The sequence below is a fragment of the Frateuria terrea genome (genome assembly GCF_900115705.1).
Lineage (GTDB): Bacteria > Pseudomonadota > Gammaproteobacteria > Xanthomonadales > Rhodanobacteraceae > Frateuria_A > Frateuria_A terrea.
This window is the reverse complement of sequence record NZ_FOXL01000004.1, coordinates 380,745-405,581: the sequence shown is the minus strand read 5'-3', so window position 1 is coordinate 405,581 and position 24,837 is coordinate 380,745. Positions and strand designations below refer to the sequence as shown.

Here is a 24,837-nt window from a genome sequence, read left to right as displayed (position 1 = left end):
CTTCACGGAAACGGACTCCGCGTCGGCGCTGGCTGGCGCGGGGCCGTATGCTATTCTCGCGATGCAACCGAAACACGGCAGGACCTGATATGAGCGACGAGCGGCAGGGCCGTTCCAACGACAGCGGCAAGATTCTCTACTGCTCCTTCTGCGGAAAGAGCCAGCATGAAGTGCGCAAGCTGATCGCGGGTCCATCCGTGTTCATCTGCGACGAGTGCGTGGAGCTCTGCAACGACATCATCCGCGAGGAGCTGGAGGAGAAGGCCGCCTCTGGGCGCAACCACCTGCCCAAGCCCCGCGAGATCATGGAGACCCTCGACCAGTACGTGGTCGGCCAGACCCGCGCCAAGAAGGCGCTGGCAGTGGCGGTGTACAACCACTACAAGCGCATGGAATCGCGCCAGAAGAGCGACGAAGTCGAGCTGGGCAAGTCCAACATCCTGCTGATCGGTCCGACCGGTTCGGGCAAGACGTTGCTGGCCGAGACGTTGGCGCGCCTGCTCAACGTGCCGTTCACCATCGCCGACGCCACCACGCTGACCGAAGCTGGCTACGTGGGCGAGGATGTGGAAAACATCATCCAGAAGCTCCTGCAGAAGTGCGACTACGACGTCGACAAGGCGCAGTCGGGCATCGTCTACATCGACGAGATCGACAAGATCTCGCGCAAGAGCGAGAACCCCTCGATCACCCGCGACGTGTCGGGTGAGGGCGTGCAGCAGGCGCTGCTCAAACTGATCGAGGGCACGCTGGCCTCGGTGCCGCCGCAGGGCGGGCGCAAGCATCCGCAGCAGGAATTCCTGCAGGTGGACACCAAGAACATCCTGTTCATTTGCGGCGGTGCGTTCGCCGGCCTGGAAAAAGTCATCCAGCAGCGCTCGGAAACCACCGGCATCGGCTTCTCGGCGGAGGTCCGCTCAAAAGAGCGCACCGAGAACCTGGGCAAGGTGCTGGCCGAAGTGGAGCCCTCGGACCTGGTCAAGTTCGGCCTGATCCCGGAATTCGTCGGCCGCCTGCCCGTCGTGGCGACCCTGGATGAGCTGGACGAGCCGGCGCTGGTGAAGATCCTTACCGAGCCGAAGAACGCCGTCACCAAGCAGTTCAAGCGCCTGTTCGAGATGGAAGGCGTGGAACTGGAGTTCCGCCCGGAAGCATTGCAGGCGATCGCCAAGAAGGCGCTCAAGCGCAAGACTGGCGCGCGCGGTCTGCGCACCATCCTCGAGCAGGTATTGCTGGACACCATGTACGAACTGCCCTCGCTGGAGCACGTCAGCAAGGTAGTGGTCGACGACGCGGTGATCGAAGGCCAGGCCGAGCCCTACCTGATCTATCGCGGCAACCTGCAACAGCAGCGCGTGGCGGGCGAGGGCGGCGACGCCGCCTGACCGACGCATGGCGTCAAGAACCAGCGGCCCCGGCAATTGCCGGGGCCGTTTGCTTTTTGAGCCAGGCACACAGGCGCTTGTCTCTTGATCGACCGCGTAGCGCGTCGCGTCGCGGTTTTCATCCTGTTCCCGGAACTCCCGCGGCCTTGGCTTGAAAACTGCAAGCCACGGCTCAAGCCGCTTCGGCATGTCGCGTGCGACTTGAGGGCGGCCCGGGTCGACTCCACTTGACCTATCGCAAGCCCTGGCTCAGTGTCGGGGTAAACCTTACAAACCCCGGGACCTTTTTCGATGGCAAAACACGCCTCCGTTTCCGCTACCGGCGCCACGCTCGACGCACTCCCGGTGCTGCCGCTGCGCGACGTGGTGGTCTACCCCCATATGGTCATCCCGCTGTTCGTCGGACGCGACAAGTCCATGCGCGCGCTGGAACATGCAATGGAAGGCGAGCGGCAGATCCTGCTGGTGGCGCAGAGGAGCCCCGACATCGACGATCCCGCAGCGGACGACCTGCACGAGGTTGGCACCCTGGCTGGCGTGCTGCAGCTGCTGAAGCTGCCCGACGGCACGGTAAAGGTGCTGGTCGAGGGCCAGGCACGCGTGTCCATCGAGGAATACCGCAATGAAGGGGGCATGCTCACGGCCCGCTCGCGGGTGATCGAGCCGGTCTACAGCGCCAAGGAGCGCGAGCTGGACGTGATCTCGCGCACGCTGGTCTCGCTGTTCGAGCAACTGGTCAAGCAGAGCCGCAAGCTGCCGCCGGAAGTGCTGGCGACGCTGTCGGGCATCGACGACCCTTCTCGCCTGGCCGATTCGATCGCCGCGCACCTGTCGGTGCGCATGGGCGAGAAGCAGAAGGTGCTGGAAACCGCCGACGTCGGGCAGCGTCTGGAACTACTGATCGGCCTGGTCGATGGCGAGATGGACCTGCAGCAGGTGGAAAAGCGGATCCGCGGCCGGGTCAAGTCGCAGATGGAAAAGAGCCAGCGCGAGTACTACCTCAACGAACAGATGAAGGCGATCCAGAAGGAGCTGGGCGAGGGCGAGGAAGGCGTCAACGAGATCGAGGAGTTGCAGCGGAAGATCGAGGACGCCGGCATGCCCAAGCCGGTGCTGGCCAAGGCCAAGCAGGAGTTCTCCAAGCTCAAGCAGATGTCGCCGATGTCGGCCGAGGCCACGGTCGTGCGCAACTACCTGGACTGGCTGATCGGCGTACCGTGGAAGAAGAAGACCAAGGTGCGCAAGGATCTCGCCGTGGCCCAGGAAGTGCTCGACGCCGATCATTTCGGCCTGGAGAAGGTCAAGGACCGCATCCTCGAATATCTCGCCGTGCAGCAGCGCGTGAACACCATGAAGGGCCCGATCCTGTGCCTTGTCGGCCCGCCCGGCGTGGGCAAGACCTCGCTCGGCCAGTCGATCGCCAAGGCGACCAACCGCAAGTTCGTCCGCATGAGCCTGGGCGGTGTACGTGACGAGGCCGAGATCCGCGGCCACCGGCGCACGTACATCGGCTCGATGCCGGGGCGCATCGTGCAGAACCTCAACAAGATAGGTACGCGCAACCCGCTGTTCGTGCTCGACGAGATCGACAAGATGTCGATGGACTTCCGCGGGGATCCATCGTCCGCGCTGCTGGAAGTGCTCGATCCGGAGCAGAACCACGCCTTCAACGATCATTACCTGGAAGTCGATCTGGACCTCTCCGAGGTGATGTGGATAGCCACCGCCAATTCGCTGAACATCCCAGGACCGCTGCTGGACCGCATGGAAGTGATCCGCGTGCCGGGCTATACCGAGGACGAAAAGCTCGCCATCGCTCAGCGCTACCTGCTGCCCAAGCAGCTGAAGGCAAACGGCCTCAAGGCGGACGAACTGGGCATCGCCCCGGACGCGATCTGCGACATCGTGCGCTACTACACGCGCGAATCGGGTGTGCGCAACCTGGAGCGCGAGATCGCCAAGGTCTGCCGCAAAGTGGTCAAGGAGCTTGCGCTCGGCCAGGTAAAGCAGGCCAAGGCAAAGGCCGCCTCGAAGGCGGCAGCCAAGCCGAAGAAGAAGCCGGGCGCTCCGCACGTCGTGGTCACGGCCGAGAACATCGAACACTACCTGGGCGTGCGCCGCTTCGATTTCGGCCGTGCAGAGCAGGAGAACGAGGTCGGCCTGGTGACCGGACTGGCCTGGACTTCGGTCGGCGGCGACCTGCTCAGCATCGAGGCATCGGTAGTGCCGGGCAAGGGGCGGATGGTGCACACCGGCCAACTGGGCGACGTCATGAAGGAGTCCATCCAGGCGGCGACCTCGGTGGTGCGCGCGCGCGTGGACCAGTTGGGCATCGACCCGGACTTCTACCAGAATCTCGACGTGCACATCCACGTGCCCGAGGGGGCGACACCCAAGGACGGTCCCAGCGCAGGCATCGCCATGTGCACTGCGCTGGTGTCCGTGCTGACCAAGGTGCCGGTGCGCTCGGATGTGGCGATGACGGGCGAGATCACCTTGCGCGGTCGCGTGCTGCCGATCGGCGGCCTCAAGGAAAAACTGCTGGCCGCACATCGTGGTGGCATCACCACGGTGATCATCCCGGAAGAGAACAAGAAGGATCTGGCGGATATCCCGGCCAACGTCACTTCTTCGCTCGATATCCATGCGGTGCGCTGGATCGACGAAGTGCTGGACATCGCGCTGGAGCACCCGCTGCGTCCGGCCAAGCAGGCAGTCGAGACTGCCCCGGAAGAGCATGCAACGGTCGAGCCGGCGACCGAGGAAACGGCTGAGAACCGTACCCGCGCACACTGATACGCAAGGACTTTCTCCGACGAGGCCGCCCGCAACTGGGCGGCCTCTTTCGTTTTCACGGCAAGGCTTGGTCGAGGGCTTTCGCCGTAGCGGTTGCGGCGCTTGTTTGCAAGTGGTTCCGATTGGCCGCAAATCGCCGGAACCGTTGGTATTGCTTGTATTGCGGACCGCCGTGAGGCACTGGTATAAAGGCGGCACCGCAGTCAAAGCGCCGTGCATTTGGCGTAGCGATGCGGGGTTGCGGGGGGATGCCGGTCATGCCATTTCATGGCGGTGTTTTCTCGTCCCAGACCGATCACGCGGGCAGCAAACCGTTTAAGGGAGTGTCTCAATGAATAAAACCGATCTGATCAATGCCATCGCCGAGAAGGCCGAGCTGACCAAGGCCGACGCCGGCCGTGCCATTGAAGCCTTCTTCGAGACCGTGCAGAAGGCCCTGAAGAAGGGTGACGACGTCTCGGTCGTCGGCTTTGGCACCTTCACCGTGCGCAAGCGCGCGGCTCGTACCGGTCGCAACCCGCGCACCAACGAGACGATCAAGATCAAGGCTTCCAAGGTGCCGGCGTTCAAGGCTGGCAAGACGCTCAAGGATGCCCTAAACTGAGCGGCTAGTTCGCTCGGTTTCGGGTGCTTAGCTCAGCGGTAGAGCGTCGCCCTTACAAGGCGAGGGTCGTAGGTTCGATCCCTACAGCACCCACCAGAATCGCGGAGTGGTAGTTCAGTCGGTTAGAATGCTGGCCTGTCACGCCGGAGGTCGCGGGTTCGAGTCCCGTCCACTCCGCCAGTAGTTCCAAGGGCGCCCGCGTGGCGCCCTTGTCATTTATGCTTTGCCTCTTGCAGGGCTTTAAATCGCGGGAATCCATACATGCTGCAGTCGTTGAGAGACAAGATGCACGGCTGGCCGTCCATCGTCGTGCTGGGCGTGGCGGTGTTCGCCATGTCCTTCTTCGGCATCGAGGGCTACTTCACCTCGCGCACCGAGACCTTCGTGGCCAAGGTCGGCAAGCAGGAGATCAGCCAGCAGGATTTCCAGAACCGCATGAACGAGATGCGCCAGCAGGCCAGCGAGCAGATGGGCGACCAGTTCGACCCGAGCGTTTACGAGCAACCGGCGATGAAAGAACGCGTGCTCGATGCGATGGTCGACCAGCAGTTGCTGCTCAAGGCCAACGACGATCTCGGCATGCGTGTCTCCGATGCCGCGGTGCGCGACACGATCGCCTCCATCCAGGCCTTTCAGGTGAATGGCCGGTTCGACGCCGCCACCTACCGGGCGGTGCTTGCCGGCCAGCGCAAGACGCCCGCGATGTTCGAGGACGAGATCCGCTCCTCGCTGGCGATCCGTCTGCTGCCCGATGCCATCTCGGCCAGCACCATCGTCACCGACGAGGATGTCGATCACTTCCTCAAGTTGCGCCTGCAGCGCCGCGACCTGCGTTACGTCATGCTGGCGCGCCCGGCGCTCACGGACAGCAAGATCACCGACGCGCAGGTCCAGGCCTACTACAAGCAGCACCAGGCCGAGTTCATGGCGCCCGAGCAGGTTGCCGTCCGTTACATCGAGGTAAGCGCAGCCGACCTGAAGGCCGACAATCCGCCGACCGACGAAGACCTGCGCAAGCGCTACGAGGACGAGAAGCAGCGCTTCGTGCAACCGGAGCAGCGCCTGGTTTCGCACATCCTCATCGACGTTCCCAAGAACGCCACGCCGGCACAGCAGAAGGCGGCCCTCGCCAAGGCGCAGAAGATCGCCAAGGAAGCCACGCCGCAGAACTTCGCCAAGCTGGCGAGCGAGGACTCCACCGACCTCGGCTCAAAGCGCCAGGGCGGTGACCTGGGCTGGCTGGAGCAGGGCGTGACGAACAAAGCCTTCGACGACGCGCTGTTCTCGCTGCAAAAGGGGCAGATCTCCCAGCCGGTATTGTCAGACGAGGGCTACCACATCATCTGGTTGCGCGACATCCGCAGCGGGCAGGCCAAGCCTTTCGAACAAGTGCGCGGCCAGCTCGAAGAGGAGGCCGTGGCTGCCGAGCGCGATCGCAAGTACAACGAAGTCGCCGGCAAGCTGGCTGACCAGACCTACCAGAATCCCAGCTCGCTCGAACCCGCTTCGCAGGCACTGGGCCTGCCGGTCAAGAGTACCGGCCTGTTCACCCGCGAGGGTGAAAAGACCGGCATCGCGGCCGACCCCAAGGTCGCCAAGGCGGCGTTCTCCGACGACGTCCTGGTGCAGGGCAACAACTCCGGCCTGATCGACCTGGGCAACAACCACTCGGTGGTGATCCATGTCGACAAGCACGTGCCGGCGGCGGAGCGGCCGTTGGCAGAGGTGCGCGACACCATCGAGAAGGACATCCTCGACGAGCGCGTGGCCGCTGCCGCCAGCAAGCGTGCCAACGATCTGCTGGCACGGCTGGAGAAGGGGGAGTCGATGGACGCGGTGGCTGCGTCGGCTGGCGCAGCCGTGCAGACCGCCAAGGACACCTTGCGTGTGCAGGACGGCCTGCCCGAGCAGCTGCGCGACCAGGCGTTCCTGCTGCCGCATCCGAAGGACGGCAAGTCGCAGTTTGCCGCCGTGGCCCTGCCCGAGGGTGTCTACGCGCTGGTGGCGGTGGACAAGGTGCAGGACGGCGACCTGTCCAAGGTGACCGCGGAGCAGCGCAAGATGCTGCGCCAGAGCATGCTTGCCGCCTACGGCGACGTTGCGACCGAAGGCTTCATCGACGCACTCAAGGCCAAGACCGAAATCAAGATCGCCAAGGAGCGGATGTAAGCTTCCGCTTGGGTTGCAAGCAAAGAGGCGGCCTTGGGCCGCCTCTTTGCTTTCTGTACTGCACATGGCGAAGGCCGCGGGCGCGCAAGGTGGGCGCACTAGGCCGGGACAAAAAAAGCGGCCATGCGGCCGCCTTTTTTTGCTCCCGAGAGGTACTCAGATGCCGGTCATGCCAAGGATGTTGTAGCCGGCATCCACGTAGGTGATCTCGCCGGTCACGCCCGAGGCCAGGTCCGAGCACAGGAAGGCGCCCACATTGCCAACTTCATCGATGGTCACGCTGCGGCGCAGCGGCGCGTTCTCGTCGACGTGGTCGAGCATCTTGCGGAAGTTGGCGATGCCCGCGGCGGCCAGGGTCTTGATCGGGCCGGCCGAAATCGCATTGACGCGAGTCCCTTCCGGGCCGAGGTTGAAGGCCAGGTAGCGCACGTTCGCTTCCAGGCTGGCCTTGGCCAGGCCCATCACGTTGTAGTTGTTGAGCGCGCGCTCGGCGCCCAGGTAGGTGAGCGTCAGGATGGCGCCGCCACGGCCGGCCATCATCGGCCGCGCGGCCTTGGCCAGTGCGGCCAGGCTGTAGCTGGAGATGTCGTGCGCGATGGTGAAGTTCTCGCGCGTGAGGTTGTCCAGATACTGGCCCTGAAGCGCCTCGCGCGGCGCAAAGCCGACCGAGTGCACCAGGATGTCGAAGCCGTCCCAGTGCTTGCCGAGCTCGGCGTACATCTGCTCGATCTGGCTGTCCTGCGCCACGTCGCAGGGAAGCACGATATTGGAGCCAAAGGCGTTCGCCGCCTCGTCGACGCGGTCCTTCAGCCGCTCGTTCTGATAGGTGAAGGCCAGTTGCGCACCTTCACGATGCATCGCGTTGGCAATGCCCCAGGCGATCGAGCGCTGGCTGGCGATGCCGACGATCAGGGCACGCTTGCCGTGCAGGAATCCCATGCGTCCTCCAAGAGTTGTGGCGCGCCCGGTGGCGCAGCCGCATGATTTTAGCAGCGTGCCGGGGTCCGTAGGCCGCCTGCCCGCGCTTTCATTGCTGCCGGGCGCCACGGTTGAGCGGTCGCGCCACGACATGGCGTAGACCCGGCGCCGGATAGGTTGCCCGCCATGCGCCTGCCGCCCAGCATGCTCCCGCGGACCCTCATGAACGTGACTGCCTCACGGGCGTGGCATGCGATCGCCGTGGTCGTTGCCGCCCCCCTGGTGCTGGCGATCGTCGAGATGCTTCACCCGCATCCGCACGACCTCTTCGGCCTGGACGTCAACAGGTGGATGCTCGTGCATTACGCGCAGATCCCGCTGTTCCCCCTCGCGGCCCTGTCGACGGCCATGCTGGTGCGGGACCGGAAGGACTGGGCGGCGTGGCTGTGCAGGGCGGGCATGTTCGTGTTTGCGATCGCCTTTACCGTGTTCGACACTGCTGCGGGGCTGGTGGTCGGCCTGTTGGTGAAGGGCGCGTTGGCCTCGGGCGATCCGGAGTCATGGCGCGACATGATCGACGCACTCTGGTTCGACCCGGTTCTTGGCGGCCGGGGCTTCACCGATGCGCCGTGGATGGGCCTGATCGGCCGGGTAGCGCTGTCGTTCGGCGCGGTGGCCGGGGCGATCTCGCTGAAACGTGCCGGACACGGCTGGTTGCCTGTGCTGCTGCTGGCGATCGCCAGCTTCGGGATCAACGTATTCAAGTCCCACTCGTGGCCCGGTGGCCCGCTTACCTTCGGCGGCATGGCGATCGCTGCCGGCTGGCTCCGCTGGGAGACTTTGCGTCGGCAGGCGCGCGCCGTGGCATTGCTGGAAGAGGGCGTCGACGCTGCAGTTGCGGGCGTGCCGGGGTCGGCGCGGCGCGTCGAGGCGCGCTGAATATCGCTGCCTGCATGCGCCTGTGTGTCCAATCCTGGCGCCAAGCGTTGCGCTGGCCGGTGGCGCCCCCACCTTGCATGGCTGGACTCCGAATGAGGAATCGCCGTGCCCGACCTGTCCGCCTTTCCGATCACTGCGCGTTGGCCGGCACGGCATCCGGACCGCATCCAGCTGTATTCGCTCAACACGCCCAATGGCGTGAAGGTCTCGATCATGCTGGAAGAGACCGGGCTGGCATACGAGCCGCACCTGGTCGACATCATGCGCGACGAGAACCGGACGCCCGAGTTTCTCTCGCTCAATCCCAACGGCAAGATCCCCGCGATCATCGACCCGGACGGTCCTGGTGGCGAACCGCTCGGCCTGTTCGAGTCTGGCGCGATCCTGCTCTACCTCGCCGACAAGAGCGGGATGTTCCTCTCGTCCGACCCCGTGCTGCGCTGGGAGACCATCCAGTGGGTGTTTTTCCAGATGGCGTCGATCGGCCCGATGTTCGGGCAGGTGGGCTTCTTCCACAAATTCGCCGGGCGCGAGTACGAGGACAAGCGTCCGCTCAATCGCTACGTGGATGAATCGCGCCGCCTGCTCGGCGTGCTGGAGGCGCGCCTGGACGAGCGGCCTTGGCTGATGGGCGAGGACTACAGTATTGCCGACATCGCCACACTGGGTTGGGTTCGCAACCTGGTCGGGTTCTACGAGGCGCGCGACCTGGTGCATTTCGACGAGCTGTCGAACGTGCCGGCGTGGCTGGAACGAGGGCTGGCGCGCCCGGCCGTTGAACGTGGGTTGCTGATACCCGGTCGGGGCTAGTCCCTGGTCTGTTTTTCGCTCCGCGCGCTAACCGCCCGGACGGCTTTCGACGGCACAGGCTTCTCCCGGGCATGCTCCAGCAGCGTCGCCGCCGCCGGCTGCCACAGCGTCCAGTTGTGGTGCCCCGGCAGTTCGAACGCGTGGCCCGGCGGCAGCTGGCCAGCCAGCAATGCGATGCGGTCCCGAAAGCGCTCCCTGTCGCCGTAGGCCACCCATATCGAAGCCGTGCGTCCGGGATGGCCCGACCAGCCCTGGACGTAGCGCCATAGCTCTCGCTGGTAGTTTGCCTCGCTGAGCGCCTGCACGGGCCCGGGTTGCCAGCGATCCAGCCCGCCGGCAGCCTGGATTTCGCGGTAGATGGCCTTGTCGCCCAGGTAGGGCGAGATCAGCAGCATGCCGTCGATCTCGCCCGGATAGGCCCGGTCGTACAGCAGCGCCCCCATTCCACCCAGCGAGATGCCCATCAGCCAGACCTGGTCGTAGTGCCGCCGGCGGGCCACGGCGAGGACCTCATCGTGCAGGCGCTGCGCGGCACGGCCTTCGCGGTAGAAGGGCATGGTGAGGCCGGTCAGGACCACGTCCGCGTCCGGCCAGTGCCGATGGATCGTCTGCGCGATGCCGCGCTTGCCCAGCGATTGAAGGTCGTCGCCACGCCCGGGCAGCATCACGACCAGCCGGTGCGGGGTTTGCGTGGCGGACACCCACCGCGTGGGGATGGGACGGGTGATGTCGCCGCCCGCGCTGCAGGCGGCCAGCAACAGGGCGGCCAGGGAACTCAACAGGACGGGCGGGTGCAGGCGCATGGAAGGGCTCCGGCGGAGCGGCAAGGCGCCAGCGTGCGCCGGCAGAGATGAAGATCGCGCCGCGCGGCGGCGGCACGGTCCGTCCGAAGCCTTGTACGCGACAGAACCCGCGGTGGACGCTCCCCATGCCTCGAGCGCGGTCTCGCACGAGGCGCCCGGGCCGCCGATTTCCGGTCAGCCGTCCGCCGACGCGGCGATCTCGCGCAAGGCCTGTTCGAACACCTCAGGCGGCTGCCCGCCGGGAATCAGGTGGATGCCGTTGACGATGGTCGCCGGCACCGAACGGATGCCACGCTGCTGGAAGAATCGCTCCTGCGTGCGCACCTCGTCGGCATAGGCGCCGTCTTCCAGGATATTGCGCGCTTGGTCGCTATCCAGCCCCGCCTCGGCGGCCAGGCGGACCAGCACGTCGTGCGAGGCCACGTCCTCGCCGTCGGTGAAGTAGGCGTGCAGCAGCGCCTTCTTGAGCGCCAGATGGCGGCCCTCGAGCTCCGCCCAGTGCAGCAGGCGGTGCGCATCGAAGGTGTTGTAGACACGGCTGCCGATACCCATGTTGAACGCGAAACCCACCGCCGCCGCCCGCTCGCGGATCACCCCGCGGTTGGCTTCCACCTGCGCCATGTCGATGCCGTACTTGTGCATCAGATGCCCGGTGGCGTCCTCGCCACCGGAGGGCAATTGCGGGTTGAGTTCGAACGGCTGCAGGTGAATATCCGCCTGTACGGTGCCCTCAAGGCGGCCGAGCGCCTGCTCGAGCGACGCGAGGCCGACGGCGCACCAGGGGCACGAGACGTCGGAAACGAAGTCGATGCGCAGTGGGATGGGCGTACTCATGGCTGTCCCGGCGTTGGTCGATACGTTAGATGGAGCCTGCCCATCGCGATGTCAATCGGCCGCCGGCCCCGTGGGAGCACACGCTGTGCGTTTCTACGGGACGTTCCTGCCTCTGCCGGGGTGGTAGACCTGCTCGGTGTGGCCTTTCAACTGCTCGGGCCAGTAGTACACCTCGCGCAGGTTGCCGGTGGTGTAGCGCTCGACCTCGTCATTGAAGTGCGGCGACTGGGGATGCCCGCTCTCGCCCCCGGCGGTGATCGCGCGCGCGCTCACCTTGGGGCCGAACTCCACCACCGCGACGAAGCTGTTGCCGCTGGTGCCATAGTAGCGCTTCGTACCGGGCCAGCGGTGCGCGCCGAAGGAGGCCAGCGAGCCCCAGCGCGAGGAGGTGAAGGGCACCGGGATGCTCGGCTTGCTGTCGTCGAAGGGCTGCACCAGGTCGCCGTTGATGCGCTGAAAGCGGTTGATCTCGCCCCAAGCCACGCCCCAGTGGCCGAAGTCCCTTTGCAGGCGATCGACGGCTTCCAGCAAGGCATGCAGCCGTGTCTTCGAGCCGGCCTTCTCGGCCATGGCGTCGTAGATCGACAGACCTTCGGCAGTGTCGGCCTTGCTCACTTCATCCCACAGCGTGTCGCCCCAGAACACCGCTAGCGAGGTCGGCATCGAAGCGATGCCCCAGCGGTAGTCCCAGTGGCGCAGCATGGCGATCGGTCCCGCCAGCTTCTTCTTGAGCGGGTCGCTCGCCGACAGGGCGTCGTAGTCCGCGATGAGGATCGGGACCTGCCGCGCGAACGCCGGCAGGTAGGAGTCGAACGCGGCGGTGATCAGCGAGGCTCGGGTGAAGCCTTCCTTGCCGGTCAGCACGCGGGTGGCGTGCAGGCCGCGCGGGTTCTCGCCGAAGGTGTCCATGTAGTGCGGGAAGTCCGCCTTCTTCGGGCTGTACTTGCCGGCGGCGGAGTAAGGCCAGTCGTTGGTGTTGAAGACCCAGCCGTTGGGCGGGTTGAGCACGTGCGGCGCCTGGTCCAGTGGCGTGAGGCCGTGCCAGTCGGTGGCCGGGTCGGAGCCGTCCACCGGCCTGGTGTAATCGAAGCGGTCATCACGCTTGGGGATGAACTGCGGGTGCAGGTAGGCGATCTCGCCCTTGTCGTCGGCGAACAGCGTGTTGTTGGACGAGTTGGCCTTCAGCTCGGCCACCTTCATGTAGCTGGCGTAGTCGTGCGCCTTGGTACGCAGCCAGCTCTGCTCCAGCGCCGGGATCGGCCGGTTCATCAGCGCTTCGGCGATCCACTTGCGATCGCCTTTGTCGTTGACGGCTTCGCGCACGATCGGGCCGTGGTGGGTGAAGTAGGCGGGGAAGCTGCGCTTGGCCATCGAGCCGTCCTTCGCGCGGTAGGACAGGGTGATCTGGCGCTCGGTCACCGGCCGCAACTCCTTGCCGTAGCGGTAGTAAGCCTTGCCGTCCTTGTGCTCGATGGTCTCGGCGAATTCGTCCACCACGTCCGCGCCGGTGGAGGTATGCATCCAGCCGATGTGGTGGTTGAAACCCTGATAGACGAAAAACTGGCCCCAGGTCACCGCGCCGTAGGCATCCAGGCCGGCATCGGAAGTCATCTGCAGTTCGGAGCGGAAGAAAAATGAGGTATGCGGGTTGATCAGCAGCAACGCGTGCCCGTCGGCGGTCAGTTTCGGCGCGATGGCGATGCCGTTGGACCCGGTGGGTTCGACCCAGCTCGGGTGCGCTTCGGCCGCCGCCACCGGCACCGGGGCATCTTCCGGTTTGCCGTAGAACGCCTGCAGGTCCTTAAGAGAAACCCGTTCGATATCGCCGCCGATGCTGCCCTCGGTGAAGCTCAGCGCCATCCACGGCTCGTAGTGGGTGATCACGCGCGGATGCACGTCAGGATGGGTGGCGAGGTAGTAGTTGAGCCCGTCGGCCCAGGAATTCATCAGCTGCTTGAGCCAATCCGGGCTTTGCGCGTAGAGCTTCTTCAACTCCACCGGATCGATGAAGAGCTGCCGGCGCAGGTCCGACCAGAGCGCCTGTTCGCCCTCGGCCTCGGCCAGTCGGCCAAGCGAGTTGAGGTAGTTGGTCTCCACGCGGTTGAAGTCGTCCTCGGCCTGCGCGTAGACCATGCCGAAGACTGCGTCGGCGTCGGTCTTGCCATGCACGTGGGCGATGCCCCAGTCGTCGCGGGTGATCGTCACCGCCTGCGCTTCCTGCTTCCAGCGCGCCTGCTCGGCGGTGCCCGCGTGAGCGGTGCCGACCGGCCCGAACGCGAACAGCATGGCGATAGGCAGCGCGCGCAGCGTAGGGCGGAGCAGGGCATGGACCAGCTTGGATGCGATCGTGGCAGGCATGTGCGACTCCCCTTCGTTGGCTGGGCCGGGCGAGGCCGCGTACAACCGAGCCGACCCGACGTCGCAGGCAACCATAGCAGGCAACGGTGCGATGAACCGCCCGGCACTTAGACCTGCTTCGCTCCACGCAAGACCAAGGCTTGACGCACCCCGGTTGCCTGCGGCAGGTTCGGTGCTTTCCCGTCACCCAGACAAATGCCGTGTCCTTTTCCCGCCCCCGGTGCGCGACCCTGCTTCGCGCAAGCCGTCTCCTGTCGTTGGTGCTGCTGCTGGCAGGCCTGGCCGCCTGCGGTCCGGTACGCAATCCGATGGCCCGCTGGGTGCCGTCGCCCAACTACGACCAGCGCAGGCCGGTCGCCATCGTGATCCACTTCACCGACCAGAGCTCGGTGCAGGAAAGCCTGCACACGTTGCGCACCGCCAACAGCGGCGGGCCGGTGAGCGCGCACTACCTGATCGGCGGCGACGGCGGGATCTACCAACTGGTGGCCGACAGCAACCGCGCCTGGCAGGCCGGGCCGGGCCGCTGGGGCACCATCACCGATCTCAATTCCGCCTCGATCGGCATCGAGCTGGACAACGACGGCCATTCGCCCTTCGCTCCGGCCCAGATTGACAGTCTGCTGCGCCTGCTCGCCGACCTCACCACGCGGCTGCACATCCCGCCCACGCAGATCATCGGCCACGAGGACCTCGCTCCCGGTCGCAAGGACGACCCAGGCCCGTTGTTCCCCTGGCAGCGGCTGGCCGAAGCCGGCTACGGCCTGTGGCCGCGCGGCCCGCTGGTCGACCCGCCCCCCGGGTTCGATCCGTGGATGGCGCTGGCGCTGGTCGGTTACCCGCTGGACGACCGACCCGCTGCCGTCCGGTCCTTCCATCATCACTTCCGTGGCATGGATGGCGATGCGCTCGACACGCAGGACCTGCGCGTGCTGTATGCGCTGTCGCGCCAGCTGACCCTGGAACCGGTGCCCGCGCCGGGCCCGCTTGCCCCGGGCGCCGGTATATCGTCGGACCACGAGTAGGTGCCGTCGGTGGGTGCGGACGACGCGGTGCCCCCATACCCTGTCGTTTTTACGCGGTCCCGTTCGTCGCCGTAACGGCAGCCGCGTTTGCGGGCGCCGCCCATCCGACCCATCGACGAGGACATTCCCATGCAAGTGCAGCCCTATCTGTTTTTCGACGGCCGTTGCGAGGAAGCCGTGGCGTTTTACCGTGACGCGCTCGGCGCGCAGGTGCTCGCGCTCATGCACTACCGCGACGCCCCGCAGGGCGAGGCCAGCTGCCCAGACGGTTCGGCACCACCCCAGGACAAGGTGATGCATGCGGCGCTGCAGATCGGGCAGACCGTGGTGATGGCCTCGGATGGCTTCGCCTCCGGGCATCCGCAGTTCAAGGGAGTCTCCCTCTCCATCAGTGCGGACAACGACGACCAGGCCCGCCAGCTGTTCGAGGCGCTTGCGCAGGGGGGCCAGGTGGAGCAGCCGCTCGGCCCCAGCTTCTTCGCCTCCAGCTTCGGCATGGTGAGCGACCGCTTCGGCGTGGCATGGATGGTCGTTGCCGGGACCAAGGGCTGAGCCTGCCGCGGGCAAGCGGGGCAAGAGGCCTCCGTCGGGCTCCATGCCCGGGTATCTCAGCGTCTGTCCCCTGCGCATAGCAGCGCGGCCGTACGTCGGCCGGATCGGGTGGCAGCGGCCATTGCGAGAGCCGGCCGAGCACCGGCCTGCCGAGGCCGCTCGAGCAGGTCGGGACTCGCGCTCGGGATCAGCCAGTGGTCGAACAGGTGTCCGCGTGCACGCCCGGCCAGTGGCCTGTCGCGCCCCTGCGATCAACCTTGACGCGGGCTGCACCGCACGAAGCACACGCTGAGCCGTTGGCTGGCAAGTACCGATTCCGTGGGCTGGTTTTCGTCGCGGGGTGACGACCATGCATACGCGCGATGCAATGGATATCGGGGCGCCGAGAACCGCGACGACGGGTATGGGCCTCAGCCGCCGCGAGTTTCTTGCCGCGGGCGGCCTGGGGGCGGCCTGGGCCCTGTTGTCCGGCCCCTGGCTGGCCGCGATCGGCGCCGCGGCGCGCGAGGCCGCCACTGATGGGGCCGCCTTCACCAACCTCACCCAGGCGCAGGGCCGCGCACTGGCGGCGGTGCTCGATCGGGTCATCCCGCCGGTGGACGGCCTGCCGGGTGCCACGGCAGCGGGCGCAGTGCACTTTGCCGACCTTGCCCTCGAAGGTCCCGCCGCCGGGCTCAGGGACGTGCTGCTTGCCGGCCTGGACAAGCTCGACGTTTCCGCACGGACGGGGTATCCGGGCAGCACCGGTTTCGCCGACCTGCCGGCTGCCGCGCAGGACATGCTGCTGCGTGCGGTCGACAAGAGCCCGTTCTTCCACACCGCTTCCATGCTGGCGATCTGCGGCACTTTCTCGGCGCCGCAGTACGGCGGCAATCGCGACGGCGTCGGCTGGAAGCTCGCGCAGATCGAGCAGCGCATGCGCTGGCAGCCGCCGTTCGGCTGGTACGACGCGCAGTGGACGCACGGGCACCGGGAGGCGGCGCCATGAAGATGCGCACCTATTCCACCCACCAGGCGGTCGATTTCGTGATCGTCGGTTCGGGCCCTTCGGGCAGCGTGCTGGCGAAGGAACTGTCCACCGCCGGCTTCGACGTGGTGGTGCTGGAGCAGGGGCCCTGGCGGCATCCGTCCGACTTCAGGCACGACGAGTACGGCAACTGGATGCTGATGGACATGTGCGGTGGCCTGAAGGACTCGCCCCAGTCGCTTCGCCACGACCCGCACGAGACGGCCAAGCTCAGCATGACGCCGCCGCCGGTGATCTACGTCCACGGCGTGGGCGGCTCCAGCGTGCACTTCACGGCCAACTACTGGCGCTTCCATCCGGTCGACTTCAAGGAGCACACGCGCTGGGGCGACATCCCCGGGGCCGATTTCGCCGACTGGCCGATCAGCTACGAGGAGATGGAGCCTTACTACACCAAGGTCGACTGGGAGGTGGGCGTCTCGGGCGCGCCGGGCCCGTTCGATCCGCCGCGATCGAAGCCTTATCCGATGCCGCCGTTGCCGATCAAGTCGTCCGGTGTATTGCTGGAAAAGGGCGCGCGGGCGATGGGCTGGCATCCGCAGCCGGCGCCGATGGCGATTGCCTCGAGACCGTACGACGGGCGCCCGGCCTGCCAGCACTGCGGCTACTGCGAAAACTACGGTTGCGAGTACAGCGCCAAGTCCTCCGCCCTGGTCACGATGATCCCGAAGGCGGTCGCCAGCGGGCGCTGCGAAGTGCGCACCGGCGCGGTGGCGCACCGCGTGGAGATCGACGCGCGCGGGCGCGCCACCGGCGTGGTCTATTGGGACGGCCAGGGCACCGAACAGCGCCAGCGCGCCCGGGCGGTGATCCTGTCGGCCAACGGTGCGGAGACCACGCGCCTGCTGCTGTTGTCCGGGAACTCGCGCTTTCCGCACGGCCTGGCCAATTCCAGCGGCATGGTCGGCACGCACCTGATGCCCAACGGCAACGCCTCGGTCTATGGCCTGTTCGAGCATCCGCTCAACGAGTACAAGAGCGTGCAGGTCACCCGCCTCGTGCACGACTTCTACGACGCCGATGCACGACGCGGCTTCTATGGTGGTGGCGGCTTCGACGGGCGCATGACCTTCGGGCCGATGATGTTCGCCCTCGTGGCGATGCCGACTGATGCCGACACGCCCCACTGGGGCGAAGGCTTCACCCGCGCGCTGCACGACTACCCCACCCATTCGATGGAAGTGGAGTGCCACAGTACCTCACTGCCTGTGCGCAGCAACAGCATCAGCCTGGATCCCACGCTCAAGGACAAATGGGGCCGTCCGGCATTGCGCACGACCTTCCGCTTTCACCCGGACGACGTTAAGACCATGAACTTCCTGGCCGATCGCGCGGAGGAGGTGCTGCACGCGGCCGGTGCGAAGAAGGTCTGGCGCCTGCCCGTCAGCGACACCGACGCGGTCTTCGTGCACCTGCTCGGCACCTGCCGCATGGGCGACGATCCGGCGACGTCGGTGGTGGACCGTGACCACCGCACGCACGACGTGCGCAACCTGTTCCTCTGCGACGGCAGCAGCTTCGTCACCTCCGGCCGCGGGCAGCCGACCATGACGATCCAGGCATTGGCCTTCCGTGCCGCCGACCGGATCGGCCAGGCCGCGCGCCAGGGCGCCATCTGACCAGCGGGAGGGTTCTCTCCCGCCGCCGCCGCGTGATCAGCGGGCGCGCCGCTCGAGCAGCAGGTAGCCGCCGAACACGAGCACGGCGAGCGCCGAGAGCGCCAGGAAGACGATCGGAATGTCCAGCACCGTGCCCCGGTGCAGCACGCTCATCGCGATGGTGGCGATCGCAGCCACGCCCATCCGGATGAAGCCCAGCAGCGATGCGGCGTTGCCGGCGGTGCGGCGAAACGGCGCCATCGCCTTGGCGGTGGTCACCGGAACCACCAGTCCCACGCCGCAGAAGCACACGCTGATCGGTAGCAGGAAGGCCACCAGGGCGCCGCGGGTGCCGAGCAGCAGCGCGACGGCCAGCAGGCCGAGCGAACCGGCGAGCAGGAGGCCCAGGCCGCCGGCGACGATCAACGCATGCGCCACCCGCGTGGTCATCCACACGCAGGCCGCGGCCCCGGTGACGAAAGCCACCAGGATCGAGGCCGCCACGATGGCGATAGCGCCGCTGCCTTCGCCGAGCAGGTTGATCACCAGCTCCGGCGCGCTGATCAGGGCCGTGTAGACCACGCCGATGCTGCATCCGCCCAGCAGGGCGAAAAGCAGGAAGCGCGGCGTGCCGAGGATGCGGCGCCAGGTGAGCCAGAGGTGGAGCGGGCGGATCGCGCGGCGGTCGGGGTGCGGATGGGTTTCCGGCAGCCATCGCCATACCGCGACCCACAGCATCGCTCCAAGCGCGGCCAGAACGGCGAAGTTGGCGCGCCAGTCCAGCGCCCGCACCAGATACGCCCCGGCGACGGGCCCGATCGCAGGCGCCAGCGCGAAGGCAGCATTCAACTTGGCATACACGCGTTGGCGCCGGTCGGCCGGGAACGCGTCGCGGACCGTCGCATCGGCGACCACGCCGCCGGCACTGGCACCCAGACCCTGCACGAGACGGCTCGCCAACAGCGGCCAGATCGAGAAGCAGACCATGCTGAGCAGGAAGCCCACGCTAAGCAATGCCGTGCCCCCAAGCATGACCGGCCGCCGCCCGTAGCGGTCGGCCAGTGGTCCGTAACCCAGCTGGCTGACCGCCGAGCCGGCCAGGTAGAAGGCCATGGTCAGTTGCACGACGCCGTAGTCGGTGTGCAGCGTCTGCGCGATGGCGGGCATGGCCGGGGTGTACTCGGTGTCGCCGAACGGTGCCAGCGCCATCATGAACGTCAGCAGGGGCAGCGCCGGCCGCGCCATCCGGGCGTGGCCAGCGGAGGCCGTTGACGCAGCGTTGGCGGAGCGGGTGCCGGAATCGGCGGGCAGGCTGGACATGGCGGCGGATCTTGCGACGGGTCAGACGGCCACGATTGACGGTTGCCCGAAAACGTTTCGTGAGGCGCGCGACGGGCAATGGCCTGCCACTCCACGCACAGGACCAGGCAGGCATGGCCCCAATCCACAGCGACGCCCACGCGGCCGCGCGCGCCGGAAAGTTGCGCCGCTGGCTGCGCCAGGACATCGAGCGGCCACTGCAGGACCTGGCCGGCGGTCCGGCGCGGCTGAAGGTAATCGTGCTGCTGGCCTGCGTGCTGTCGCTGGATGCGGCCGACAAGGCGACCGTCGGCGCGGTAGCGACGCCGATTGAAGCTGCCCTGCACATCGGCAACCTGCAACTGGGTTGGCTGGTGACCGCATCGACCGCCGTCGCCGCGGTGACGACGCTGCCCTTCGGCGCGCTGGTCGATCGCGTGCGGCGCGTGCACCTGCTGGCCGTTGCGCTGGTGGTGTGGTCGGCGACCATGGTCGCCAGCGGCCTGGCGCCGTCCTACCCGTTACTGCTGCTCAGTCGCCTGGCGCTGGGCGTGGTCGCTTCGGTGGCCTCGCCTGCGGTGACCTCGCTCACCGGCGATTTCTTCCGGCCTGGCGAGCGCGGCCGCATCTTCGGCTATGTGCTGGCGGGCGAGTTGCTGGGCGTGGCTTTTGGCTTCCTGGTCTCAGGCAACGTCGCAGCATGGTGGTCCTGGCGCGTCGCCTTCTTCGTGCTGGCGGGGCTGGGTTTCGTGCTGGCGGCGGTGCTGTGGCGCTGCCTGCCCGAACCGGCGCGTGGTGGACAGAGCCGCATCCCGGTTGGCGCCCGCCGGGTGCCGCGCGGCGGCGAGGCCACGGCAGGCGAGGCGCCGTCTCGCGGCTCGCTGCGGCGGGTGATCCGCTGGCGCGGCGTGCGTCCGCGCCACGCGTTGATGACAATGAACCCGGCCACCGCTTCGCTGTGGCGCGCAGTGCGCTACGTACTGGCGGTGCCCACGTACCGCACGCTGATCGCCGCCTCGGCGCTGGGCTACTTCTACTTCACCGGCCTGCGCACGTTCGCCATCGTGTTCATGCGTGGGCGCTTCGGACTCAGCCAGTCCGCCGCCAGCAGCCTGGCGGTGCTGATCGGCCTGGGTGCGATCGTCGGCGTGCTGCTGGCCGGACGACTGGGCGACGGGCTGATCGACCGTGGCCGGCTCACCGGGCGCGTGCTGGTGGCGGCGGGCGCCTATCTCCTGGCTACGGCCGCTTTCCTGCCGGGTCTGCTGGTCAGCACACTCTGGTTGGCAGGTCCGTTCTTTTTCCTTGCCGCGGCGGGGATCGGCGGGGCCAACCCGGCGGTGGACGCCGCACGCCTGGACGTCATGCCCTCGGCCCTGTGGGGGCGGGCCGAGGGCGTGCGCGCGACCTTCCGCTTCGCTCTGGAAGCCGTGGCGCCGCCGCTGTTCGGCTACGTTTCCGCGCGCATGGCCGGCGCGGTGGCCACCGGCAGCGCCGCCGCGGGCGCGGCGACGGGCAGCGCGGCCACGGCCCGTATGGGTGCGACGGGTCTGGACCACACCTTCCTGCTGATGCTCGCCCCGCTCGCCGTTGCCGGCGTGCTACTGCTGGTGCGCACCACCCGCAGTTATGCCCGCGACGTGGCCTCCGCGCTCGCGGCCGAACAGCGTGCGCGCGAACGCGGGTAGGCGCCCGGGGATCACAGCCGGGCCGATTGCCCCCTTTTGATGCAGGCGAGGTCGTTCGGCGAGAAGATGGCCCATTGATTCATCGACTCATTCTCGCTCGGGCGTGAACGCGCCTCGCCGGCGCGTGCCCATTCGCCATACATGAGACAGCCCATTGAAAGCATGGATTTCTCCGGCGCGCTGCGGCCGGAGAAGCGGGCGCCTGTGCCTGGGTGGCCCGGACTGCCTCGCAGCAAAAACCCCGAGAGGAGAAACCGTAATGAACAATCGTTTCGAACGCACCGGTCCCCTGACCGAACTGTCCAGCTACCCGCAATGGGCGCAGGACATGGTGGGCGCCTGCGAGGAGGCCAAGCAGAGCGTGATCCGCCACGAGCTGTGGGACCTGATGCGTGAAGTGCGGCTGCCCCGCCAGGGCACCCGCGACTTCATGGCGGGCATCTGGCCGGTGATCGAGCGTTTTCCCGCCTACATGGCCCGCAACCTGCTCAAGACCCAGTACGGCCGCAGCCCGGGCGACAACCTGGCCCGGCGCTGGCTGGTACGCAACATCCGGGTCGAGCAGAACCACGCCGAGTACTGGCTCAACTGGGCCGAGGGCGCCGGCGTGGCGCGCTGGGAGGTGCTGTACGGCGAACGCGCGCCGGGCAGCCAGGTGCTGGCCGACTGGTGCGAGGAGGTCAGCCGGGACGACAGTCTCGCCGCCGGCATCGTGGCGACCAACTACGCCGTGGAAGGCGCCACCGGCGAGTGGTCGCAACTGATCTACGACAGCGCCAGCTATGCCCAGAGCCTGCCCACCGACAAGCGGGTGCAGAGCCTGCGCTGGCTGCAATTGCATGCCGCCTACGACGACACCCACCCGTGGGAGGCGCTGGAGATCGTGTGTACGCTCAAGGGAAATGCGCCCGTTGCCGATGAAGTGGACCACCTCACCGAGTGTGTCAGGCGCAGTTACATAGGCATGCGGGTCCTGGCCGACCGGTGTGTCGATCGCAGCCGCGTTTACGGAACCGTGAACGAGGAGGCGGCTTGATAGAGCATGTAAGGTGAACAATCGCCCGTAGAATGCGCGGGTCAGCCACAGGATAGGGATTGAATGCCTGCAGCCGTGCCTAGCTTGCACTCACTGCCACGGCGCTTGCTGCCGCTGGCATGGGGACTTGCAGCCGTCATCGGGCTGATCCTGGCGTTCACCTGGGGCGCGCTGGAGGTCCAGGTTGCTCTCGCCGGTTTCCTCAACGGCGAGAGCATCTGGTCCAAGGCGCAGAAACAGGCGGTGATCGACCTGCGCAATTATGCCGCCAGCGGCAACCCGGCCGACCTGGCCGCCTACCGCCGCAACTACGAGATCCTGCACATCGACCAGTGGACCCGCGACGTGGTGGCCACCGGCGACTACGACCGCTCCGCCGTGGGCGACGCGCTGGTGAAGGTCAACACGATGCAGGCCGCCGTGCCGGGCGTGATCTTCATGCTCGACCATTTCGCTTCGGCGCCTTACATGAAGGAGGCGCTGGCGGCGTGGCGCTCGACCGATCGCCAGGTGGCCGAACTGGACGTGATCGCCCACCAATTGGAGGCGGCCCACGCGCGCGATGGGATGGACGCCGCCAGCATCGCGCGGCAGCAGGCGCGCATCCGCGCCCTCAATGACTTCATCGAACCGCGCGCCAAGACGTTCTCGCAGGAGGTCGCCCATGGCGCGGTATGGATGGGGCGCGTGCTCTATTCGACCATCTTCGGCGCCACCTGCCTGGCCACGCTGCTGTGGCTGTGGATGGCGCGGCGCGTGCTGGCCGGCATCCGCGGCACCGAGGAGCGCTACCGGCTGCTGTTCGACCGTGCCGCCGACGCCATCGTCATGGTGGACGAGGAGTGCGGCCACATCCTGGATGCAAACCACAAGGCCGTCGAATGGACCGGCCACGGCACGCAGGAACTCATCGGCACCTCGTTTGCCGCGCTGTTCGAGCGCGGCAAGCCGCGCGGCGAGGGCATCACCCAGGGCACGCTGCGCGAACGCAGCGGGCGGGGCCGGCCAGTGGAAACGCAAAGCAGCCTGGTCCGCTGGGGCGACCGCGCGGTGCGCCAGGCGATCGTGCGCGACATTTCCGAGCGGTTGAGCCTGGAACAGGAGCGGCGCATCGCCGCCGAGGCGCTGGCCAGCATCGCCGAGGGCGTGATCATCGCCGACGCCGACCGCCGGGTGCTCTCGGTCAATGCGGCGCACGCGGCAATCACCGGCCTGACCCTGCAGGACGTGCAGGGGCGCCGCTTCGACGAGACGCGCCGGCTGGCCGACGACTCGCCGCTGCCGGCATCGGTGTGGGACACGCTGGACGCCGGCGGCAACTGGCTGGGCGAAGTGCACAGCCAGCGCGCCGACGGCAGCGTCTATCCCGAACTGCTCAGCATCAGCGTGATCCGTGACGCCGACGAACGCGTGCAGCACTACGTCGCGGTATTCACCAACATCAGCACCACCAAGGCCAACCAGCGACGGCTGGAACACCTGGCCACGCATGATCCGTTGACGGGGTTGGCCAATCGTGCCGAATTCGAGCGCCAGTGCGCGCAGGCGATCGCCGCCGCCGACCGTGACCACGGCGCGGTGGCGGTGCTTTTCATCGACCTGGACGCGTTCAAGGTCGTCAACGACAGCTACAGCCACGCCATCGGCGACCGCCTGCTGGTGCACGTGGCCGAGCGCATCACGCGCGGCCTGGGCGAACACGACGTGGCCGGGCGCATCGGCGGCGACGAATTCACCGTGATGATCGGCCGGCTGGTGTCGCGCGAGCAGGCCAGCGCGCTGGCGCAACGCCTGCTCGCGGTGCTGGGCGAGCCGATGAAGGTGGGCGACTACGAAGTCGCCCTGAGCGCCAGCATCGGCATCGCGGGCTACCCGCTGGACGGCAGCGATCCGGTCACGCTCATTGCCAACGCGGACGCGGCGATGTACGCGGCCAAAACGCAGGAGCGCAACACCTATCGCCTGTACTCGCCGATAATGCAGGCCGACGCGCGCAAGCGCCTCGCGCTGGCGGCGGAGCTGCGCCAGGCTCTGGCCCGTGGCGAATTCCGGCTGGTCTTCCAGCCGAGCGTGGACATGCGCAACGGCAAGGTGGTGGCGGTCGAGGCGCTGCTGCGCTGGCGCCATCCCGCGCGCGGCGAGGTTTCGCCGGGCGAGTTCATCCCGATGGCCGAAAAGCTCGGCCTGATCCGCCATGTCGACGACTGGGTACTGCAGGCAGTCGCCCGCCAGATGCGCCAATGGGACGAGGAGGGCATGCCGCCGATCCGCGTGGCAGTGAACATCTCGGCCGCTTCCTACGGCGCGCCGCATTTCGCGGAGGAAGTGCGCCGCTGGCTGGTGGCCGAGCGCGTCGCACCGCAACGGTTGCTGCTGGAAATCACCGAGGGCGCGATCCTGCGCCTGGGCGACGAGATGGAGCGCACCATGAACGCGCTGCATGCGCTGGGCGTGGGCGTGGCCATCGACGACTTCGGTACCGGGTATTCGTCGATGGCCTACCTCAAGCTGCCGGCGATCGCCTTCCTCAAGATCGACAAGAGTTTCGTCGATGGCCTGCCGGGGAGCTCGCACGACGCGGCCATCGTCGAGGCGATGCTGGCGCTGTCCAAGCGGCTGGGCCTGTGCGCCATCGCCGAAGGTATCGAGACCGAGGCGCAGCACGAGTTCCTGCTGCGCGCCGGCTGCACCGAAGGCCAGGGCTACCTTTACGCGCGGGCGCTGGAAGTGCCCGAGATCGAACGCATGCTGCGCCCTGGCCAGCGCCCCGGCAGCGCGCGCCTGCGGCTGGTCCCACCGACGCGCTGACCGCGCAGTGGACGCAGGCCGGGCATATTCCAGGCCGCAACCTCGACATGGCGCGGCGGTGGCCCGCAGCTCACTACGTTCCCGGCATCGCTGCAACGGCCGTCGTCTGGATCAAATCCGGAACGCAATCCCCGGAGGATGCACGCGCGCGCCGATCGGGGCAGGCGCGGATGCGCGCTCCGCTGTCA

18 protein-coding genes and 2 tRNA genes are annotated in these 24,837 nt (G+C 67.2%); 15 read left to right on the top strand and 5 right to left on the bottom strand.

What is annotated here, in order from left to right:
* Nucleotides 1–89: 89 nt before the first annotated feature.
* From clpX to BMZ38_RS08305, 6 genes are all read left to right on the top strand, one after another.
* Entirely contained in the window at nucleotides 90–1,385 is a 1,296-nt protein-coding gene (gene clpX / locus BMZ38_RS08330; RefSeq protein ID WP_091336273.1) for an ATP-dependent Clp protease ATP-binding subunit ClpX, read from the top strand.
* Between the two features lie 291 nt (nucleotides 1,386–1,676).
* Nucleotides 1,677–4,181: an endopeptidase La gene (gene lon / locus BMZ38_RS08325; protein ID WP_091336271.1), complete on the top strand. Its 2,505-nt coding sequence runs from the start codon at nucleotides 1,677–1,679 to the stop codon at nucleotides 4,179–4,181.
* Between the two features lie 331 nt (nucleotides 4,182–4,512).
* Nucleotides 4,513–4,785 carry an HU family DNA-binding protein gene (locus tag BMZ38_RS08320; RefSeq protein ID WP_091336270.1) on the top strand — a complete coding sequence of 91 codons (273 nt, stop codon included), beginning with the start codon at nucleotides 4,513–4,515 and terminating at the stop codon, nucleotides 4,783–4,785.
* Between the two features lie 21 nt (nucleotides 4,786–4,806).
* A tRNA-Val gene (locus BMZ38_RS08315) sits at nucleotides 4,807–4,881 on the top strand.
* 7 nt (nucleotides 4,882–4,888) lie between these two features.
* Nucleotides 4,889–4,965, top strand: a tRNA-Asp gene (locus BMZ38_RS08310).
* 81 nt (nucleotides 4,966–5,046) lie between these two features.
* Nucleotides 5,047–6,954, top strand: a complete 1,908-nt coding sequence (locus BMZ38_RS08305) for a SurA N-terminal domain-containing protein (protein WP_091336268.1) — start codon at nucleotides 5,047–5,049, stop codon at nucleotides 6,952–6,954.
* A gap of 156 nt (nucleotides 6,955–7,110) precedes the next feature.
* Here BMZ38_RS08305 and BMZ38_RS08300 read toward each other — a convergent pair whose 3' ends face one another.
* The gene (locus tag BMZ38_RS08300) at nucleotides 7,111–7,893 is read right to left on the bottom strand and encodes an enoyl-ACP reductase FabI (protein WP_091336266.1); all 783 of its coding nucleotides are present in this window, start codon (nucleotides 7,891–7,893) and stop codon (nucleotides 7,111–7,113) included.
* 201 nt (nucleotides 7,894–8,094) lie between these two features.
* On the opposite strand from BMZ38_RS08300, the gene BMZ38_RS08295 reads away from it, so the two are divergent.
* Together BMZ38_RS08295 and BMZ38_RS08290 are read left to right on the top strand one after the other, a co-directional pair.
* Complete coding sequence (locus BMZ38_RS08295) at nucleotides 8,095–8,811, top strand: hypothetical protein (RefSeq protein WP_091462022.1); 717 nt, start codon at nucleotides 8,095–8,097, stop codon at nucleotides 8,809–8,811.
* Nucleotides 8,812–8,916: 105 nt separating this feature from the next.
* Nucleotides 8,917–9,621 (top strand): glutathione S-transferase N-terminal domain-containing protein, encoded by a 705-nt coding sequence (locus BMZ38_RS08290; RefSeq protein ID WP_091336261.1) that lies wholly within the window; start codon nucleotides 8,917–8,919, stop codon nucleotides 9,619–9,621.
* Here BMZ38_RS08290 and BMZ38_RS08285 read toward each other — a convergent pair.
* From BMZ38_RS08285 to BMZ38_RS08275, 3 genes are all read right to left on the bottom strand, one after another.
* Nucleotides 9,618–10,424 (bottom strand): alpha/beta fold hydrolase, encoded by an 807-nt coding sequence (locus BMZ38_RS08285; protein ID WP_091336260.1) that lies wholly within the window; start codon nucleotides 10,422–10,424, stop codon nucleotides 9,618–9,620. The genes BMZ38_RS08290 and BMZ38_RS08285 overlap by 4 nt on opposite strands.
* 174 nt (nucleotides 10,425–10,598) lie before the next feature.
* Nucleotides 10,599–11,258 carry a DsbA family oxidoreductase gene (locus tag BMZ38_RS08280; RefSeq protein ID WP_091336258.1) on the bottom strand — a complete coding sequence of 220 codons (660 nt, stop codon included), beginning with the start codon at nucleotides 11,256–11,258 and terminating at the stop codon, nucleotides 10,599–10,601.
* 93 nt (nucleotides 11,259–11,351) lie between these two features.
* On the bottom strand, nucleotides 11,352–13,616 hold the full coding sequence (locus tag BMZ38_RS08275; RefSeq protein WP_091336256.1) for a penicillin acylase family protein: 2,265 nt from the start codon (nucleotides 13,614–13,616) through the stop codon (nucleotides 11,352–11,354).
* Nucleotides 13,617–13,816: 200 nt separating this feature from the next.
* Here BMZ38_RS08275 and BMZ38_RS08270 point away from each other — a divergent pair, with 200 nt between their 5' ends.
* From BMZ38_RS08270 to BMZ38_RS08255, 4 genes are all read left to right on the top strand, one after another.
* Nucleotides 13,817–14,641: an N-acetylmuramoyl-L-alanine amidase gene (locus BMZ38_RS08270; RefSeq protein ID WP_091336254.1), complete on the top strand. Its 825-nt coding sequence runs from the start codon at nucleotides 13,817–13,819 to the stop codon at nucleotides 14,639–14,641.
* Nucleotides 14,642–14,770: 129 nt separating this feature from the next.
* Complete coding sequence (locus BMZ38_RS08265; RefSeq protein WP_091336252.1) at nucleotides 14,771–15,193, top strand: VOC family protein; 423 nt, start codon at nucleotides 14,771–14,773, stop codon at nucleotides 15,191–15,193.
* A 403-nt stretch (nucleotides 15,194–15,596) separates the two neighbouring features.
* Entirely contained in the window at nucleotides 15,597–16,181 is a 585-nt protein-coding gene (locus BMZ38_RS08260) for a gluconate 2-dehydrogenase subunit 3 family protein (RefSeq protein ID WP_175483704.1), read from the top strand.
* The gene (locus BMZ38_RS08255) at nucleotides 16,178–17,839 is read left to right on the top strand and encodes a GMC family oxidoreductase (RefSeq protein ID WP_091336248.1); all 1,662 of its coding nucleotides are present in this window, start codon (nucleotides 16,178–16,180) and stop codon (nucleotides 17,837–17,839) included. The genes BMZ38_RS08260 and BMZ38_RS08255 overlap by 4 nt, the downstream gene beginning before the upstream one ends.
* Before the next feature lie 36 nt (nucleotides 17,840–17,875).
* Here BMZ38_RS08255 and BMZ38_RS08250 read toward each other — a convergent pair whose 3' ends face one another.
* Nucleotides 17,876–19,138, bottom strand: coding sequence for a multidrug effflux MFS transporter (locus BMZ38_RS08250; RefSeq protein WP_091336246.1), 1,263 nt, complete (start codon nucleotides 19,136–19,138; stop codon nucleotides 17,876–17,878).
* Between the two features lie 113 nt (nucleotides 19,139–19,251).
* On the opposite strand from BMZ38_RS08250, the gene BMZ38_RS08245 reads away from it, so the two are divergent.
* From BMZ38_RS08245 to BMZ38_RS08235, 3 genes are all read left to right on the top strand, one after another.
* On the top strand, nucleotides 19,252–20,805 hold the full coding sequence (locus BMZ38_RS08245) for an MFS transporter (protein ID WP_091336244.1): 1,554 nt from the start codon (nucleotides 19,252–19,254) through the stop codon (nucleotides 20,803–20,805).
* A 259-nt stretch (nucleotides 20,806–21,064) separates the two neighbouring features.
* Entirely contained in the window at nucleotides 21,065–21,841 is a 777-nt protein-coding gene (locus BMZ38_RS08240; protein WP_091336242.1) for an iron-containing redox enzyme family protein, read from the top strand.
* A gap of 84 nt (nucleotides 21,842–21,925) precedes the next feature.
* The gene (locus BMZ38_RS08235) at nucleotides 21,926–24,649 is read left to right on the top strand and encodes a putative bifunctional diguanylate cyclase/phosphodiesterase (protein WP_425431867.1); all 2,724 of its coding nucleotides are present in this window, start codon (nucleotides 21,926–21,928) and stop codon (nucleotides 24,647–24,649) included.
* The last annotated feature ends 188 nt before the right edge of the window (nucleotides 24,650–24,837 follow it).

Excerpts from the sequence above, each read along its gene's own strand:
- BMZ38_RS08275 (WP_091336256.1), bottom strand. The coding sequence starts at position 13,616 with ATGCCTGCCACGATCGCATCCAAGCTGGTCCATGCCCTGCTCCGCCCT.
- BMZ38_RS08240 (WP_091336242.1), top strand. The coding sequence starts at position 21,065 with ATGAACAATCGTTTCGAACGCACCGGTCCCCTGACCGAACTGTCCAGC.
- clpX (WP_091336273.1), top strand. The coding sequence starts at position 90 with ATGAGCGACGAGCGGCAGGGCCGTTCCAACGACAGCGGCAAGATTCTC.
- BMZ38_RS08300 (WP_091336266.1), bottom strand. The coding sequence starts at position 7,893 with ATGGGATTCCTGCACGGCAAGCGTGCCCTGATCGTCGGCATCGCCAGC.
- BMZ38_RS08250 (WP_091336246.1), bottom strand. The coding sequence starts at position 19,138 with ATGTCCAGCCTGCCCGCCGATTCCGGCACCCGCTCCGCCAACGCTGCG.
- lon (WP_091336271.1), top strand. The coding sequence starts at position 1,677 with ATGGCAAAACACGCCTCCGTTTCCGCTACCGGCGCCACGCTCGACGCA.
- BMZ38_RS08280 (WP_091336258.1), bottom strand. The coding sequence starts at position 11,258 with ATGAGTACGCCCATCCCACTGCGCATCGACTTCGTTTCCGACGTCTCG.
- BMZ38_RS08305 (WP_091336268.1), top strand. The coding sequence starts at position 5,047 with ATGCTGCAGTCGTTGAGAGACAAGATGCACGGCTGGCCGTCCATCGTC.
- BMZ38_RS08245 (WP_091336244.1), top strand. The coding sequence starts at position 19,252 with ATGGCCCCAATCCACAGCGACGCCCACGCGGCCGCGCGCGCCGGAAAG.
- BMZ38_RS08285 (WP_091336260.1), bottom strand. The coding sequence starts at position 10,424 with ATGCGCCTGCACCCGCCCGTCCTGTTGAGTTCCCTGGCCGCCCTGTTG.
- BMZ38_RS08265 (WP_091336252.1), top strand. The coding sequence starts at position 14,771 with ATGCAAGTGCAGCCCTATCTGTTTTTCGACGGCCGTTGCGAGGAAGCC.
- BMZ38_RS08255 (WP_091336248.1), top strand. The coding sequence starts at position 16,178 with ATGAAGATGCGCACCTATTCCACCCACCAGGCGGTCGATTTCGTGATC.
- BMZ38_RS08320 (WP_091336270.1), top strand. The coding sequence starts at position 4,513 with ATGAATAAAACCGATCTGATCAATGCCATCGCCGAGAAGGCCGAGCTG.
- BMZ38_RS08295 (WP_091462022.1), top strand. The coding sequence starts at position 8,095 with ATGAACGTGACTGCCTCACGGGCGTGGCATGCGATCGCCGTGGTCGTT.
- BMZ38_RS08260 (WP_175483704.1), top strand. The coding sequence starts at position 15,597 with ATGGGCCTCAGCCGCCGCGAGTTTCTTGCCGCGGGCGGCCTGGGGGCG.